The sequence below is a fragment of the Allobosea sp. TAF32 genome (assembly GCF_052113585.1).
In the GTDB taxonomy this organism is placed as follows: Bacteria; Pseudomonadota; Alphaproteobacteria; order Rhizobiales; family Beijerinckiaceae; genus Allobosea.
The window spans coordinates 91,508-105,454 of record NZ_JBFRDM010000012.1 but is presented as its reverse complement, the minus strand read 5'-3'; the positions used below and the strand labels follow the sequence as shown (position 1 = coordinate 105,454).

Genomic DNA, 13,947 nt, shown 5'->3' with positions numbered 1-13,947 from the left:
CGCACTATACGAAGGAATGGCCGGCGAGGAACTGCCGGACATGACCCCTCGTCCCGTTCTTCCGTTCCGTGAGGTTAATCGAACGATCATGCGTGTCCTTGGGATCGAGACGACCTGCGACGAAACAGCGGCCGCGATCGTCTCCGTCGAGCGCTCGGGCGAGAGCAAGATCCTGTCGAACGAGGTGCTGAGCCAGATCGCCGCCCATGCGGCCTATGGCGGCGTCGTCCCGGAGATCGCGGCGCGCGCCCATGTCGAGGCGATCGACCGCATCATCGCGCGCGCCTTCGCGACGGCAGGCATGAAACCCGGTGAGATCGACGCCGTTGCGGCGGCGGCCGGTCCCGGCCTGGTCGGCGGTGTCATGGTGGGCTTGACCGCCGGCAAGGCGATCGCGCTCGCGACCGGCAAGCCCTTCATCGCGATCAACCATCTCGAGGCGCATGCGCTGACCGCCCGCCTCACCGACAACCTCGCCTTCCCCTATCTCCTTCTGCTGGTTTCCGGCGGCCACACCCAGTTGCTGGCGGTGCGCGGCGTCGGCGACTATCTCAAGCTCGGCGGAACCATCGACGACGCGGTCGGCGAGGCTTTCGACAAGATCGCCAAGATGCTGGCCCTGCCCTACCCCGGAGGCCCCTCGGTCGAGCGCGAGGCGTTGAAAGGCGACCCCGAGCGCTTCGATTTCCCCCGCCCGATGCAAGGCCGCGCCAATCCGGATTTCTCGCTCTCCGGCCTCAAGACCGCCGTGCGCCTCGTCGCCGAGCGGATCGCACCGCTTTCCGACAATGATGTCGCGGACCTCTGCGCCTCCTTCCAGGCCGCCATCGTCGACGTCATGGTGGACCGCACCCGTGCCGGGCTGCGCGCCTGCCGCGAGGCCGGCATCACGCCCTCGACGCTCGTCGTTGCCGGCGGCGTCGCAGCCAATCAGGCGATTCGTAGCGGGCTGACGCGCCTTGCCACCGAAGCCGGCCTGCCGATGGTCGCCCCGCCGCAGGCGCTCTGCGGCGACAATGGCGCGATGATCGCATGGGCCGGGCTCGAGCGTCTCCGCCTCGGCCTCGTCGACGACATGACGGTTGCCGCCCGCCCGCGCTGGCCGCTCGACGAGCTCTCGGCCAAGCCTACGACCGCGGCATGAAACGCGCGGCGGCCTACGCGACCATCGGTGTCGTCGGCGCCGGCTCCTACGGCGCGGCGCTGGCGCTCGCCGCAGCCCGCGCCGGGCGCAAGGTCCGGCTTTGGGCGCGTGACCCGGAGACCGTCGCGGCCATCGAGCGCAGCGGCCAGGCGCCGCGCCTGCCCGATGTCGTGCTGCCCGAAACGATTCACGCCACGGCCTCTCTCGACGACCTCGCGGATTGCAGCGCGCTGATCATCGCCGTACCGACCCAGAATTTGCGTTCGGCCTGCCAGAATCTGGCTGGGCATCTGCCGGCGGGCGTACCGATCGTCTCCGCCGCCAAAGGCATCGAGCAGACGAGCGGCCTGTTTCCGACCGAGATCATCGAGAGCGTGCTACCCGGCGCCCGCACCGCGATCCTGTCCGGCCCGAGCTTTGCCGCCGATATCGGGCGCGGCCTGCCGACGGCGGTGACGCTCGCGGCGGCAGAACCGCAGCTGGCGCAGGCGCTGGCCGAGGCGCTCAGCTCGCCAGCCTTCCGCATCTACCATTCCGACGATCCGCTCGGCGTCGAGATCGGCGGCGCTGCCAAGAACGTGCTCGCCATCGCCGCCGGCATCACCATCGGCCTCGGCTACGGCGAGAGCGCACGCGCGGCGCTGGTCGCGCGCGGCTTCGCAGAACTGCGTCGCTTCGGCGAGGCCTATGGCGGCGAAGCGGAAACCCTGATGGGGCTGTCGGGCCTCGGCGACGTCGTGTTGAGCTGCGCCTCCCCGCAATCGCGCAATTTCGCCTATGGTCTGGCGCTCGGGCAGGGTCGCAGCCCGGCCGAGGCGGCAGGCGGCAAGCTCGCCGAAGGCGCCTTCACCGCCCCGGTTCTGGTCGAGATGGCGCGCTCCCGGAGCATCGAGACGCCGATCGCCGAAGCCGTGGCCGAGATCATCGCCGGACGCATCGGCGTGCGGGAGGCCGTGGCCGCCCTGCTCGCCCGCCCGATCCGGGCGGAACGATAGGGAGAGGGACATGGCAAACGACTGGTCCGACCTCACCAAGCGCGTCGCGCGCGGCATCGCCGAAGTCCGCAAGACCACGGGCTCGGAGCTCGTCGCGGAGGGACAGCCCGTGCCGCTGGCCGGGCGGATCGCCGGCCCGGTACTCCAGCATCGCCGGCGCAAGGCCGAGGGCACGCATCGCTTCGTGCTGATCCTGCCCTTGGGCGAGGGCGAGGTCCGGGTCGAGCTCGACCCCAAGGATTACGCCGCACTGACGCGCGAGATGGTGCGGTTCTGGAATGAACAGGGCGAGGCGGCGTCGCAGCCGCCGGTGCCGCTCAAGGAGGACGAGGCCTGATGGCTCACTGGCTGATCAAATCCGAACCCTCGGTCTGGTCCTGGGACGACCAGGTCAAGGCCGGCGCCAAGGGCACGCATTGGGACGGGGTGAAGAACCACACCGCCAAGCTCAACCTGATGGCGATGAAGAAGGGCGATCAGGTCTTCTTCTACCACTCCAACGAGGGGCTCGAGGTCGTCGGCATCGTCGAGGTCATCACGGAAGCCTATCCCTGGGAAGATGCCGGGCCGCCCTGGGTGCTCGTCGATTTCAAGGCGGTGAAGCCGCTGCCGAAGCCCGTTTCGCTCGCAGCGGTCAAAGCCGAGCCGAAGCTCGCCAAAATGTCGCTCGTCACCTCCTTCCGCCTCTCGGTCCAGCCCGTGACGGACGAGGAATGGGCCATCGTCTGCAAGATGGGCGGCCTCTGACCGCTCAGCCGCGATAATATCCGGCGAAGGGCGGATAGGTCGCCAGGGCCCGTGGCCTATAGGGCAGCTTCTCATCGAGGATCGGCACCGCCTGCGCCTGCAGGCGCGTCTCGACGGCCGGCGCCATCCGTGCCGGCTGCGGCTGGAACCCGTGCAGCACGAAACTCTCCCGCGTGCCCTCGCTCCAGGGCAGCCACGATGTCTTGCGCTCGTCATGCTGCAGGCCGAGCGCATCCGGTCTGAGCTCGGCGACCAACCCCGGCTCGACCATGAGCGGAGGCATGGCCGCCCGCGCTTCCGCGATCATCCAGCCGAGCGTCAGGTCCGACAGCCCCATCTGCAGGCCATAACCGCCGCCGATGTCGGTATGGACGCCGGCGAACCAGACCTGCCTGATTTGTCCCGGCGGCGCCTGCGTCTCGTCCCAGAGCTCGGGCGCGAAGACCTGCCGGTTCTCGTCGATGGCGAGCGCCTGGCGGCCATGGGCGACCTGCCGGTTGAGGATCGCGTCGTGGAATTTGTGGCGCCCCGGCAGGCTCCCGATAGCCGGCAGGCCGAGCGCGCGCACCGTATCCCAGACGCCGACGAAGAAGGGGGGCGCCGGCTGGGTGGCATGGCGTTGCCGGAACGCCGCCGCGGCCTCGATCCGCGCTGCGCGGTCGAGGATCATGTAGACATCCTTCACCGCGCTGGCCGCAAGCGCCCGCACCTCGCGCGCCTGAATCGCGTCGGTGAAGCCGTCCCAGCGCAGGACATTGAGAAAGCCACCCGGCACACCGCAGAGCGCAAGCACCCCGCCGAGGCTGCGCACCGTGTAGGCGCCGCGGCTGAAGCCGAACAGGAAGATGCGGTCGCCCGGCCTGTAGGCGCAGAGCAGCGCGGCGTAGCAGTCGATGATGTTGTCGGTGATGCCGTATCCGGTTGCCTGGGCGAGGAGGTCTTTGAAGCGCCGAAACGGCCCGCGAATCTCGCCCTCGTCGGGATTGGAGCCAAGGCCGGGGTCGTAGAAGCAGATCTGGCGGGCGGGATCGACCTCCCGCGTCGCTATGAACAGGCGATAGATGCTCGTCCAGTTGATCGGGTTCGCGCCTCCGGCCTGCCCCGTCCCATCCGAGAAGATGCAGACATTGCGCGCCATGGAGCCCCTCCTGCCCCCGCACCCTACCATGTGATGAGACGCTCCGGGGACAATTTGGGCCGGAACCATGCTTCCAGCGCCTGCCCCTGCCACGAAAGTGCGACGCACAATGGGTTGCCGCGCCGTGCTCGCATCCTATGATGCGCGGAATTCAAAGGAAGCGATGTCCCCGACAGCTCGCGAGAGCCGAGGGACCAACGCAACACAGACGGCCTAAGTCTGGGGAGACACCCGAATGTCCGAGACGATCTACGACGTGCCCGCCGGCTGGTCCGAGAAGGCCTGGGTCGACAACGCTCGCTATCAGGAGATGTATGCGGCCTCGGTCGCGGATCCCGAGAAATTCTGGGGCGAGCACGGCAAGCGGATCAACTGGTTCAAGCCCTACACCAAGGTCAAGAACACCAGCTACGAGCCGGGCAAGGTCTCGATCAAATGGTTCGAGGACGGCACCACCAATGTCGCCCATAACTGCGTCGACCGGCACCTCGCCACCCGCGCCGACCAGACCGCGATCATCTGGGAAGGCGACAACCCTGCCGAGTCGAAGACGATCACCTACGGCCAGCTCCATGCCGAGGTCTGCAAGTTCGCGAACGTGCTCAAGGCACATGGCGTCGCGAAGGGAGACCGCGTCACCATCTACCTGCCGATGATCCCCGAGGCGGCCTATGCCATGCTCGCCTGCGCGCGCATCGGCGCTGTCCATTCGGTGGTCTTCGGCGGCTTCTCGCCCGATTCGCTGGCGAGCCGCATCGAGGATTCCGATTCCAAGATCGTCATCACCGCCGATGAAGGCCTGCGCGGCGGCCGCTCGGTCCCGCTCAAGAAGAACGTGGACCTCGCCGACGACAAGGTGAAGGGCGGCATCGGGACCGTCATCGTCGTCAAGCGCACCGGCGGCAATGTCGCGATGAAGGACGGCCGCGACGTCTGGTATCACGACGAAGCCGCCAAGGTTTCCGGCGATTGCCCGGCGGCCGAGATGAATGCGGAGGACCCGCTCTTCCTGCTCTACACCTCGGGCTCGACCGGCAAGCCGAAGGGCGTTCTGCACACCACGGCCGGCTATCTGGTCTACGCCGCGATCACCCACCAATACGTCTTCGACTACCATGACGGCGACGTCTACTGGTGCACCGCCGACGTAGGCTGGGTGACCGGCCACAGCTACATCCTCTATGGCCCGCTCGCGAATGGAGCGACGACGCTGATGTTCGAGGGCATCCCGACCTATCCGTCGATCTCCCGCTTCTGGGAGGTGATCGACAAGCACAAGGTCAACACCTTCTACACCGCGCCGACCGCGATCCGCTCGCTCATGGGCGCCGGCGAGGAGCCGGTGAAGAAGACCAGCCGCGCCTCGCTGCGCCTGCTCGGCTCGGTCGGTGAGCCGATCAATCCGGAAGCCTGGGAGTGGTATCACCGTGTTGTCGGCGAGCGCCGCTGCCCGATCGTCGACACCTGGTGGCAGACCGAGACCGGCGGCATCCTGATCACGCCGCTGCCGGGCGCCACCAAGCTCAAGCCCGGCTCGGCCACCCGGCCCTTCTTCGGCGTCAAGCCCGAGATCGTCGATGCTGCCGGCCAGGTGCAGGAAGGTGCTTGCGAGGGCAACCTCGTCATCGCCGACAGTTGGCCCGGCCAGATGCGCACGGTCTATGGCGACCATCAGCGCTTCATGGATACCTATTTCGCGACCTACGCGAACAAGTATTTCACCGGCGACGGCTGCCGGCGCGACGCCGACGGCTATTACTGGATCACCGGCCGCGTCGACGACGTCATCAACGTCTCCGGCCATCGCATGGGCACGGCCGAGGTCGAATCGGCCCTAGTCGCGCATCCCTCGGTCTCGGAGGCCGCCGTCGTCGGCTATCCGCACGACATCAAGGGCCAGGGCATCTATGCCTATGTCACCCTGATGGCCGGCGAACAGCCCAGCGACACGCTGCGCAAGGAGCTCGTCGCCTATGTCCGCAACGAGATCGGCCCGATCGCCTCGCCGGACCTGATCCAGTTCGCGCCCGGCCTGCCCAAGACGCGCTCCGGCAAGATCATGCGCCGCATCCTGCGCAAGATCGCGGAGGACGAGTTCGGCGCGCTCGGCGACACCTCGACGCTGGCCGACCCGGCCGTCGTCGACGACCTCATCGAGAACCGCCAGAACAAGCGCAAAGCGGGCTGAGCCCTTGGTGGCGGCGCTCAGTGGGCAGCCGCCACCACTTCGATCTCGACCTTGAATTCCGGCCGGGTAAAGCCCGAGACGATCATCAGGGTCGAAGCCGGCGGCAGCGCGCCGACATGGGCGTCGCGGGATTCCATATAGCCATTCATGTAGGCGCGGTCGGTGACATAGGCATTGACCCGCACGATGTCGGCGAGCGTCATCCCGGCCTCGGCCAGAATCGCTGCGATATTGGCAAAGCACAGGTCGGCCTGCGCCCGGACATCCTCGGGCACGCTGCCATCGGCGGCGATCCCGAGCTGGCCGGAGCAGAAGACGAGCCGCTTGCCCACCGGCAATTCCATACCATGGCTGTAACGGGCGAAGGGCGGCGCAATCGCGGCGGGGTTGAGCGGCTTCATATCGCGAGGTCTCCGGGAATCGCCCGGACTATGCCTGCCCACATCTGTTGGAACCAGAGCATCTGTCACGGGTTCGCATTGCGCCCGGCCTGCGCTAGATCATGCTCATGCCGCGTTCATTGCGTTCCTGTGTTAATGACGCAAAGTTCGGCTGACCGAGATCGGAACCCGCGCCGCATGACGACGACGAAGATTGCCACGCCTGCCGCCTTCACCCGCGCGGCCGCCCTTCTGCCTCTGCTGGTTCTGACCGCCTGCGCAGGTTCTCAACGCTTCACCGGCCCGGTGATGAATTCGCCATCTTACGGTCAGCCGGTGCTGCCTTCCGCGCCTCCGGTCAGCTCGGCACCGATCACGTCGGAGCCGCTGCCGCCACCCCCCGGCTCTCCGATGGCCTCCGCTCCCCCGTCGGCAGGCGGTGGCCTGCCCGCGCCGCAGGACCCGTTCTTCAATCCCGGCGCCGGCGCGCCGCAGGGCCAGCCGCTGCCGCCCGGCGGCCAGCCCTTGCCGCCGACAGGCCAGCCGGAGCAGTCGCCCGGCCTGCGCGGCAGCAGCAACCAGGTCGCGGGGCTCGGCTCAAGCGCCACCGCGCCGCGCGCGGCCGGAAGCCGCGACGGCATGGTCGGCGGCTGGACGGCACGGGAGGCGACCGGCGGCTCCTGCCGGATTCAGCTGTCAAGCACGCCGACGCTCGATCTCTATCGCGCCAGCTCGTCGGGCTGCGCGAATCGGGATCTCCAGAAGATCACGGCGTGGGACTATCGCGACGGCGAGGTCTATCTCTACCAGCAGGGTGGCACCGTTGCGGCCCGTCTGCGCGGCGGCCCCAGCTCGCTCGATGGGGCAGTGACCAAGTCCGGTGCGGGGCTGTCGCTCAGCCGGTAATCGGCGGTCCGGCATCTGGATCGCAGGCGGAAGGATGCCAATCCGCCCTCGCCGCATTCGACCGACGAGGAATTAGGGTCTGAGCGCGCGTGCAAGCAGGGTCGTCGGCCAGAAATTCTTCTGGATCGACAGGGCGAGTGTCGCTAAGCCGGTCGCATTGTCGAGCGCTTCGTCGAGAATGGTGAAGGGTGTCGGCCCTCCCGTCATGATCACGCCTTCGACATCCGCGTAGCCGCCGACGAGATCCGCTTCGAACTTGGCGGCGAGCCGGCGCATCGCCGCATTCCCGGGCAGGCAGGTCATGTAGAGCGTGCGGATGCTGCGATTGCGCGCCGCGGTGATCAGTCGGTGAAAAAGATCCGAGCCGATACCGCGTCGGCGCCAGCCGCTCTCGACGCTGAAAGCCGCCTCGCCGGTCTGCGCGACGATGTCGTCGAGACCGCGCAGCTCGGCCGCACCGCGCACGATCCCGTCTTCGACATAGGCATAGACGAGTCCGCCCACGCCGAAGGTCGTCGCCGCGTAGTTCTCGAGAAAGGCATCATTGACCGCGGTGCCGAACCGCTGATGGCGCGTCACGGGATCGAGCCGTAGCAGATGCTCCCGCAACAGATCGCGTTCCGTCGGCCACAGCCGCCGGATCATGCCGGTGCCGGCCTTCACGCCGGCGAGTTTCGAACGAGCCAATTATCATCTCCTGAACAGCGCGAAGCGCGCACTGCCGACCAGGAGCGTATCTTCCCTAAAGCGTTCTCCAGATTGTGCGGGATTCGGGCGAATGCAAGGCGCCGACCTGCGGCATTTTTGCCGGGTCTGACCAAGATTTAAGCCAGAAACGCAAAACATCATGCAGAAAAGGCATGATGACAGGCTCTCCACAGCCTGGGGATGCCACGAAAAAAAGCACTACAACCGCGGATATCATCGTGCGATAATTTCGCACGTACCCCGATGACGGCGCGTCCGGCATGAGCTAAGTTGCGTGCTCCCGGTCACTCATACTTGAAGCTCCATGTTCGATCGTCGCAAGCCTCCTGCTGCCCAGCCTTTCGTCACGCACGAAAATATCGAAGCCAAGGTTAAGTGGTTCGACCCCGAGAAGGGGTTCGGTTTCGCATCGCCCTCCGATGGTTCGGGCGATGTCTTCCTGCACGTCTCGGCAATCGGCCCGCTCGATCAGCAGGACCTGCTGCCCGGCGCCACCATCGTCGCCGATCTCGGCGAGGGACGCCGCGGTCTCCAGGTCGTTGCGATCCACGAGATCGATGCCTCCACCGCGACCCAGACCGCGCCGGCTCCGCGCGCCTTCTCGCCGCGCCCGCCGCGCGATGATTTCGGTGGCGGCTACGGCGATCGGGATCGGGGCGGATTCGGCGGCGATCGTGATCGCGGCTTCGGCGGCGGCGACCGCGGTGGCTTCGGTGGCGGCGGCTTCGGCGGCGGCGATCGCGGCCCTCGCGGCGGCGGCTTCCAGGATCGCGACAGCGGCCCGGTCGAAGGCCCCTTCGACGGCGCCGTGAAGTTCTTCAACTCGGATCGCGGCTTCGGCTTCATCGCCCCCGACAAGGGCGGCCCGGACGTGTTCCTGCATGTCTCGTCGCTGAGCCGCAGCGGCCTCCAGCCGCCGGTCGACGGGCAGCGCGTGCGCTTCTCGATCCGCGCCGGCCGCAAGGGCCCGGAAGCTGCGAACGTCAGCTTCATCTGATCCGAATCAGATCGCTTCAAACGTCAAAGGCCCGCCGATGGCGGGCCTTTTCTTTTTCTCGCTTTAGCAGCAGCCAAACGGCAGCATGAAACCGGGAAACGCGCCAACGGCGCGCTCCCCGCCCCATTCTCAATGGTCGTGATCGCCTTCGAGACCGCCGATGTGCTTCTGGGTGTAGAGTTCGAGGCCGACGCGCTCAATCAGGTCGAGCTGCGTTTCGAGGAAGTCGATATGGCCCTCCTCATCCTTCATCAGCGCCTTGAACAGGTCTTCGGACGGGTAGTCGCCGACGTCACGGCAATACTTCGCCGCTTCCTGATAGAGGGCGCGCGCCTCGACCTCGGCCTTGAGATCGCACTCGATGACTTCCTTGACGTTCTCGCCGATGCGCAGCTGGTCGAGCGTCTGCAGGTTCGGGAAACCTTCGAGGAAGAGGATACGGTCGACGAAACGGTCGGCATGGACCATCTCCTCGATCGATTCCTTCTTCCAGGTCTTGGCCATCTCCTTCAGCCCCCAATTGTCGAGCATCCGGTAATGCAGCCAGTACTGGTTGATGGCTGTGAGCTCCGAGCGCAGCCCCTTGTTGAGATATTCGATGACCTTCTTATCGCCCTTCATGGCGGAGCACCTCAATGAATTACATTAGAATGATACTAATGTAGACAGGGTGGCCTCAGAAGGGAAGAGGGAAAACCGTCTTCGCTGCGCGCCCGATGCGAGCGGGCAAAACGAAAAAACCGCAGCGGCTCAGGCCGCGGCGGCATCCTCGGCGATGGCGATGCCTTCAAGCATGCGCTCGACGGTGACATGCACCGCGCATTCGATCTCGCGGCTGGCGCAGCTATGGCACTGCGTTGCGCAAGCGGCACGCGCCTCGGCCAGGAGGGTCCGCACCTCGCGGGCGCAGCGCCCGCAATCCGGGCTGCAGCCGAGGCAGTCATAGGCCTCGCCCGCCGTCCGCGGACCGCTGCCGTCAGCAGCGACGGTGCCCTTGATCTGACGGCAGGAGATAACGTTGCAGGAGCAAACAATCACGCGTGATGGCCCACCACGCGCTTGGTCTCGATCTCTTCGCCATCGGCGCGGCGCAGGCGCACGATCACCTCAACCGAGGAGATCAGCATCCCTTCCGGTGCGTCCGGCAGGCCGGCGACATGGATCGTCGAGCCCGGGATATCCGTGACCGTCTCGTCGTCCTCGTTATAGAAGTGGTGGTGCTCCGACACGTTGGTGTCGAAGAACGTCTTGGGCCCGGAGACCGAAACCTGGCGCAGCAGGCCGGCTTCCGAGAACTGGCGCAGCGTGTTGTAGACGGTCGCCAGCGACAAGGGCTCGCGGGCGCGGATCGCCTCCTCATAGAGCATCTCGGCGCTGACATGGCGGTCGCCCTTGGCGAAGAGCAGCCAGCCCAGCGCCATGCGCTGGCGCGTCGGCCGCAGGCCGGCGGAGCGCAGACGGGCCTTCACCGAGCTGATCGGGCAGGAGGCAGGGTTCTTCTGCGGCCACGGAATATGGTCGCCTGCCACCGGCTTATGATCCTGATCCTTGTTCGTCAGAACGCCCATCGATAACGCCTTCCACCACGCCGGTTGCCCGGCCGCGCAGTTTAGAAATCCTCTAAACTACTGATATTACTAACATATTTGCCAAGGTCGGCGTCGGTTGTCAATCTTCGCGGCTGCGACATCCGGCAGCGACCACAGTTTGCCGATCACGAAATCGTACGCTCGGAGACGTCTGCGAGACCTGGCGCGGGGCAGCGGGGCCCGGCCGGCGGCCGCGCTCGCAATCGGCCAGGGGGTCAGTGACCGCCGCCGCCCCCGGCAGCCGCCTTGGGCGGCTTGCGCAGGAAGAGCGACAGCACGACCAGGCTCGCGAAGATCAAGGTCAGGGCAAGGAAGACGTCGCTGAAGGCCATGACCAGCGCCTGCTTGTGGACGCGCTGGTTGATCAAGGCCAGCGCCATCTTCTGCGCTGCGTCGCCATAGTCGCCGAAGCGCTGCACCGTATTGGCGAGCGCCTCCTCCGCCACGCCGCGGCCGGCCACTACCATCTCGTGCAGCCTGGTGATGTGCAGGTCCGTGCGAGTGTTCAGCATCGTGTTGATCACCGCGAGCCCGACGGCGCCGCCGAGATTCCGGGTCAGATTGTAGAGGCCGGAAGCGTTCTTGAGCTGCTGCGGCGGCAGCGTCCCCAACGCGATATTGTTGATCGGCACCATGCACAGCATCAGCGAGCAGCCGCGCAGGATCTGCGGGACGAGAAGCTCGTAGAAGTCCCAGTCCGCGGTGATGAAGGAGGCCCACCAGGTTCCGAGCGCGAACCCTGCGAAGCCGATCATCATCATCACGCGCGGATCGAGCTTGGCCGAGAGCCGCCCCGCGATCGGCGCCGTCAGGAACATGGCAAGGCCGGTAACGAACATGGTCTCGCCGATCATCAGTGCATCGTATCCGCGGATGCGCCCGAGATAGACCGGGTAGAGATAGGTCAACCCGTACAGGCCGATGCCCATGCAGAAGGAGAACAGCGAGCCGAAGGCGAAGTTGCGGTCCTTGAAGGCGTAGAGATCGACCAGCGGGTCGTCGCGCGTTAGTGCCCGCCAGAAGAACAACACGGCGCCGAACACCATCACGACCGAGAAGAGCACGATCTCATGACTCTGGAACCAGTCGAGCCGCGTCCCTTCCTCGAGCACATATTCGAGGCTGCCGAGGAAAGCGGCCATGCCGGCCAGGCCCAGCCAGTCGAAGCGCTTGATCAGGCTGTGGTCGGGCTTGTCGAAATCGATCAGCGTCCAGGCCGCGATCGTCACGCCGATGCCCGGCACGACGTTGACGAGGAAGAGCCAGTGCCAGGAGAAGGCGTGGCTGAGATAGCCGCCGACCGTCGGGCCGATCGTCGGCGCCAGCGTCGCGACGAGGCCGATCAGCGGCGAGACCACCGGGCGCTTCGACGGCGGAAAAATGGTGAAGGCCGCGGCGAAGACGCCGGGGATCATGCCGCCGCCGATAAAGCCCTGCACGGCGCGCCACAGGATCATCTCGTTGATCGAGGAGGCCTGGGCACAGAGCACGCTGGATATGGTGAAGCCCGCTGCGGCGATCGAGAAGAAGACGCGCGTCGACAGCGCCCGGCTGAGATAGCCGGAAAGCGGGATCATGATCACTTCCGCGATCAGATAGGCCGTCTGCACCCAGGCGATCTCGTCGGCCGAGGCGGACAGGCCGGCCTGGATCTCCGCCAGCGAGGCCGAGACGATCTGGATGTCGAGGATCGCCATGAACATGCCGAAGACCATCGCCAGGAAGGCGAATATCCGGCGTAGGGGGATGGCGTCCGTTGCCGGCCGCGCTCCCGCCGGCGCATTCAGGGTCGCGGTGGCCATGGCGGCCTCCTCGATAGGGGGTCAGCGCTGGCTGGCGGGACGGGGATCGATCGAGACCACGACGGACATGCCCGGCCGCAGCACGTGCTGGCCGGCCGATTCCTTGTCCAGCGCGATGCGCACCGGAACGCGCTGCACGATCTTGGTGAAGTTGCCGGTCGCGTTGTCGGGCGGCAGCAGCGTGAACACCGAGCCCGTGCCGCCGGCGATGCCGCTGACCGTGCCATGGAAGACCTTGCCCGGCAGGGCATCGACGGTGATGCTCGCCTTGTCGCCGACCTTCAGCGGTCCGACCTGTGTCTCCTTGAAATTCGCATCGACATAGACCTGATCGAGCGGAACGATCGACATCAGGCGCTTGCCGGCGCTGACGAGATCGCCGAGCTGCAGATTGGTGTTGGCGACGACGCCGTCGATCGGCGCGGCGATCTTCGTGAAGGTGAGGTCGCGCTCGGCCTTCTGCTCGGCGACCTTGAGCTCGTCGATCTGGCGGGCGGCCTCGACGCGCTGCGCCTCCAGCACCTTGATATTGGCCTGCGCCTGCACGACGCCGGCCTTGGCACTCGCGACCGAAGCCACCGCCTGGTCGCGCGCAGCCGTCGCCGCATCGAGCGTTGCCTGCGAGCCGTAGGACTTGGCCGCGAGGCTGTTGGCGCGCTCGAAATCGGCGACCGTGCGGGTCACCGCCGCCTCGGCGGAGTTCTGCTGGGCCTGGGCCTGGGCAAGTGCGGCGCGCGCCGCCTCGACCTGGCTGTCGATGCGCGCCAGCGTGGCTCGCGCCGTGGCGGTCTTGGCCCGGGCACTGTCGAGCGCGATCCGCCAGTCGCCATCATCGAGCGCGACCAGCGGCTGGCCGGCCTTGACTTCCTGGTTCTGCGTCACCGAGACCGCTGCGATATTCGCCGCGAGCTTGGCCGAGATCGTCGCCATCTCGGCGCCGACATAGGCGTCGTCGGTCGAGACGATGAAGCGGCCATTCCGCCACCAGTCGATGCCGTACCACAGGCCGGCGCCGACGACGGCAGTCGCCGCGACCATCATGAGGCCACGCTTCAGCGGGCTCTTGCCGCCCTTGGCCTTCGCAGGCTCGGCGGCAGGCGGGGCGTCCCTGACCGGCGCTTCACGCGCCTCGCGGGCGATGGCGGGCTCGGCCGGCTGGGCGGTCTCGGCCTTGGCATCGACCAGCTTCAGCCGGTCGCGGCGGGGTTCTGATGCGGTTTCAGCAGACATCGTGCGTCCTGCATGTCAATTCGAACCATCCGGTTCGATTGCGCTTGAAATAGCGCGAGAGATATTGCATATCAAGTCAAATCGAACCGATTGGTTCGATTCTTTTTCGCAGCTGCCATGCAG

At 66.6% G+C, this 13,947-nt stretch carries 15 protein-coding genes; 7 read left to right on the top strand and 8 right to left on the bottom strand.

Annotated features, from left to right (window positions below; all coding sequences use genetic code 11):
• The first annotated feature begins 88 nt into the window (after positions 1-88).
• From tsaD to AB4Z16_RS24605, 4 genes are read left to right on the top strand one after another with little or no spacing between them, the layout of a single operon-like run.
• Positions 89-1,144, top strand: coding sequence for a tRNA (adenosine(37)-N6)-threonylcarbamoyltransferase complex transferase subunit TsaD (gene tsaD / locus AB4Z16_RS24620; protein ID WP_441513962.1), 1,056 nt, complete (start codon positions 89-91; stop codon positions 1,142-1,144).
• Positions 1,141-2,139: an NAD(P)H-dependent glycerol-3-phosphate dehydrogenase gene (locus tag AB4Z16_RS24615; RefSeq protein ID WP_441513961.1), complete on the top strand. Its 999-nt coding sequence runs from the start codon at positions 1,141-1,143 to the stop codon at positions 2,137-2,139. Before tsaD ends, AB4Z16_RS24615 begins: the two co-directional genes overlap by 4 nt.
• A gap of 10 nt (positions 2,140-2,149) precedes the next feature.
• Positions 2,150-2,476: a hypothetical protein gene (locus AB4Z16_RS24610; RefSeq protein ID WP_441513960.1), complete on the top strand. Its 327-nt coding sequence runs from the start codon at positions 2,150-2,152 to the stop codon at positions 2,474-2,476.
• Positions 2,476-2,886 carry an EVE domain-containing protein gene (locus tag AB4Z16_RS24605; protein WP_441513959.1) on the top strand — a complete coding sequence of 137 codons (411 nt, stop codon included), beginning with the start codon at positions 2,476-2,478 and terminating at the stop codon, positions 2,884-2,886. The genes AB4Z16_RS24610 and AB4Z16_RS24605 overlap by 1 nt, the downstream gene beginning before the upstream one ends.
• 4 nt (positions 2,887-2,890) lie before the next feature.
• On the opposite strand, the gene AB4Z16_RS24600 is transcribed toward AB4Z16_RS24605, so the two are convergent.
• On the bottom strand, positions 2,891-4,024 hold the full coding sequence (locus AB4Z16_RS24600; RefSeq protein WP_441513958.1) for a DUF2235 domain-containing protein: 1,134 nt from the start codon (positions 4,022-4,024) through the stop codon (positions 2,891-2,893).
• Between the two features lie 235 nt (positions 4,025-4,259).
• On the opposite strand from AB4Z16_RS24600, the gene acs reads away from it, so the two are divergent.
• Positions 4,260-6,212, top strand: a complete 1,953-nt coding sequence (gene acs, locus AB4Z16_RS24595) for an acetate--CoA ligase (RefSeq protein ID WP_441513957.1) — start codon at positions 4,260-4,262, stop codon at positions 6,210-6,212.
• A gap of 17 nt (positions 6,213-6,229) precedes the next feature.
• Here the strand turns inward: acs and AB4Z16_RS24590 are convergent, their stop codons facing one another.
• Positions 6,230-6,613, bottom strand: a complete 384-nt coding sequence (locus AB4Z16_RS24590; protein ID WP_441513956.1) for a RidA family protein — start codon at positions 6,611-6,613, stop codon at positions 6,230-6,232.
• A 177-nt stretch (positions 6,614-6,790) separates the two neighbouring features.
• Between AB4Z16_RS24590 and AB4Z16_RS24585 the strand changes: the two genes are divergently transcribed.
• The gene (locus AB4Z16_RS24585; RefSeq protein ID WP_441513955.1) at positions 6,791-7,498 is read left to right on the top strand and encodes an AprI/Inh family metalloprotease inhibitor; all 708 of its coding nucleotides are present in this window, start codon (positions 6,791-6,793) and stop codon (positions 7,496-7,498) included.
• Positions 7,499-7,570: 72 nt separating this feature from the next.
• Here AB4Z16_RS24585 and AB4Z16_RS24580 read toward each other — a convergent pair whose 3' ends face one another.
• The gene (locus AB4Z16_RS24580) at positions 7,571-8,185 is read right to left on the bottom strand and encodes a GNAT family N-acetyltransferase (protein WP_441513954.1); all 615 of its coding nucleotides are present in this window, start codon (positions 8,183-8,185) and stop codon (positions 7,571-7,573) included.
• A gap of 325 nt (positions 8,186-8,510) precedes the next feature.
• Here AB4Z16_RS24580 and AB4Z16_RS24575 point away from each other — a divergent pair, with 325 nt between their 5' ends.
• Complete coding sequence (locus tag AB4Z16_RS24575; RefSeq protein ID WP_441513953.1) at positions 8,511-9,203, top strand: cold-shock protein; 693 nt, start codon at positions 8,511-8,513, stop codon at positions 9,201-9,203.
• Positions 9,204-9,332: 129 nt separating this feature from the next.
• Here the strand turns inward: AB4Z16_RS24575 and bfr are convergent, their stop codons facing one another.
• The 5 genes from bfr to AB4Z16_RS24550 all read right to left on the bottom strand — a co-directional run bounded on the left by bfr (position 9,333) and on the right by AB4Z16_RS24550 (position 13,824).
• Positions 9,333-9,824 (bottom strand): bacterioferritin, encoded by a 492-nt coding sequence (bfr, locus tag AB4Z16_RS24570; protein WP_441513952.1) that lies wholly within the window; start codon positions 9,822-9,824, stop codon positions 9,333-9,335.
• Positions 9,825-9,953: 129 nt separating this feature from the next.
• Positions 9,954-10,241: a (2Fe-2S)-binding protein gene (locus AB4Z16_RS24565; RefSeq protein ID WP_441513951.1), complete on the bottom strand. Its 288-nt coding sequence runs from the start codon at positions 10,239-10,241 to the stop codon at positions 9,954-9,956.
• Positions 10,238-10,771 carry an iron response transcriptional regulator IrrA gene (gene irrA, locus AB4Z16_RS24560; RefSeq protein WP_441513950.1) on the bottom strand — a complete coding sequence of 178 codons (534 nt, stop codon included), beginning with the start codon at positions 10,769-10,771 and terminating at the stop codon, positions 10,238-10,240. Before irrA ends, AB4Z16_RS24565 begins: the two co-directional genes overlap by 4 nt.
• Before the next feature lie 236 nt (positions 10,772-11,007).
• Positions 11,008-12,594: a DHA2 family efflux MFS transporter permease subunit gene (locus tag AB4Z16_RS24555; RefSeq protein WP_441513949.1), complete on the bottom strand. Its 1,587-nt coding sequence runs from the start codon at positions 12,592-12,594 to the stop codon at positions 11,008-11,010.
• A 21-nt stretch (positions 12,595-12,615) separates the two neighbouring features.
• The gene (locus tag AB4Z16_RS24550; RefSeq protein WP_441513948.1) at positions 12,616-13,824 is read right to left on the bottom strand and encodes an HlyD family secretion protein; all 1,209 of its coding nucleotides are present in this window, start codon (positions 13,822-13,824) and stop codon (positions 12,616-12,618) included.
• Between the last annotated feature and the right edge of the window lie 123 nt (positions 13,825-13,947).

What these genes read in the sequence shown, in the direction of transcription:
- irrA (WP_441513950.1), bottom strand. Translation starts at nt 10,771, where the DNA reads ATGGGCGTTCTGACGAACAAGGATCAGGATCATAAGCCGGTGGCAGGC.
- AB4Z16_RS24600 (WP_441513958.1), bottom strand. Translation starts at nt 4,024, where the DNA reads ATGGCGCGCAATGTCTGCATCTTCTCGGATGGGACGGGGCAGGCCGGA.
- AB4Z16_RS24590 (WP_441513956.1), bottom strand. Translation starts at nt 6,613, where the DNA reads ATGAAGCCGCTCAACCCCGCCGCGATTGCGCCGCCCTTCGCCCGTTAC.
- AB4Z16_RS24615 (WP_441513961.1), top strand. Translation starts at nt 1,141, where the DNA reads ATGAAACGCGCGGCGGCCTACGCGACCATCGGTGTCGTCGGCGCCGGC.
- tsaD (WP_441513962.1), top strand. Translation starts at nt 89, where the DNA reads ATGCGTGTCCTTGGGATCGAGACGACCTGCGACGAAACAGCGGCCGCG.
- bfr (WP_441513952.1), bottom strand. Translation starts at nt 9,824, where the DNA reads ATGAAGGGCGATAAGAAGGTCATCGAATATCTCAACAAGGGGCTGCGC.
- AB4Z16_RS24555 (WP_441513949.1), bottom strand. Translation starts at nt 12,594, where the DNA reads ATGGCCACCGCGACCCTGAATGCGCCGGCGGGAGCGCGGCCGGCAACG.
- AB4Z16_RS24585 (WP_441513955.1), top strand. Translation starts at nt 6,791, where the DNA reads ATGACGACGACGAAGATTGCCACGCCTGCCGCCTTCACCCGCGCGGCC.
- AB4Z16_RS24605 (WP_441513959.1), top strand. Translation starts at nt 2,476, where the DNA reads ATGGCTCACTGGCTGATCAAATCCGAACCCTCGGTCTGGTCCTGGGAC.
- AB4Z16_RS24575 (WP_441513953.1), top strand. Translation starts at nt 8,511, where the DNA reads ATGTTCGATCGTCGCAAGCCTCCTGCTGCCCAGCCTTTCGTCACGCAC.
- acs (WP_441513957.1), top strand. Translation starts at nt 4,260, where the DNA reads ATGTCCGAGACGATCTACGACGTGCCCGCCGGCTGGTCCGAGAAGGCC.
- AB4Z16_RS24610 (WP_441513960.1), top strand. Translation starts at nt 2,150, where the DNA reads ATGGCAAACGACTGGTCCGACCTCACCAAGCGCGTCGCGCGCGGCATC.
- AB4Z16_RS24550 (WP_441513948.1), bottom strand. Translation starts at nt 13,824, where the DNA reads ATGTCTGCTGAAACCGCATCAGAACCCCGCCGCGACCGGCTGAAGCTG.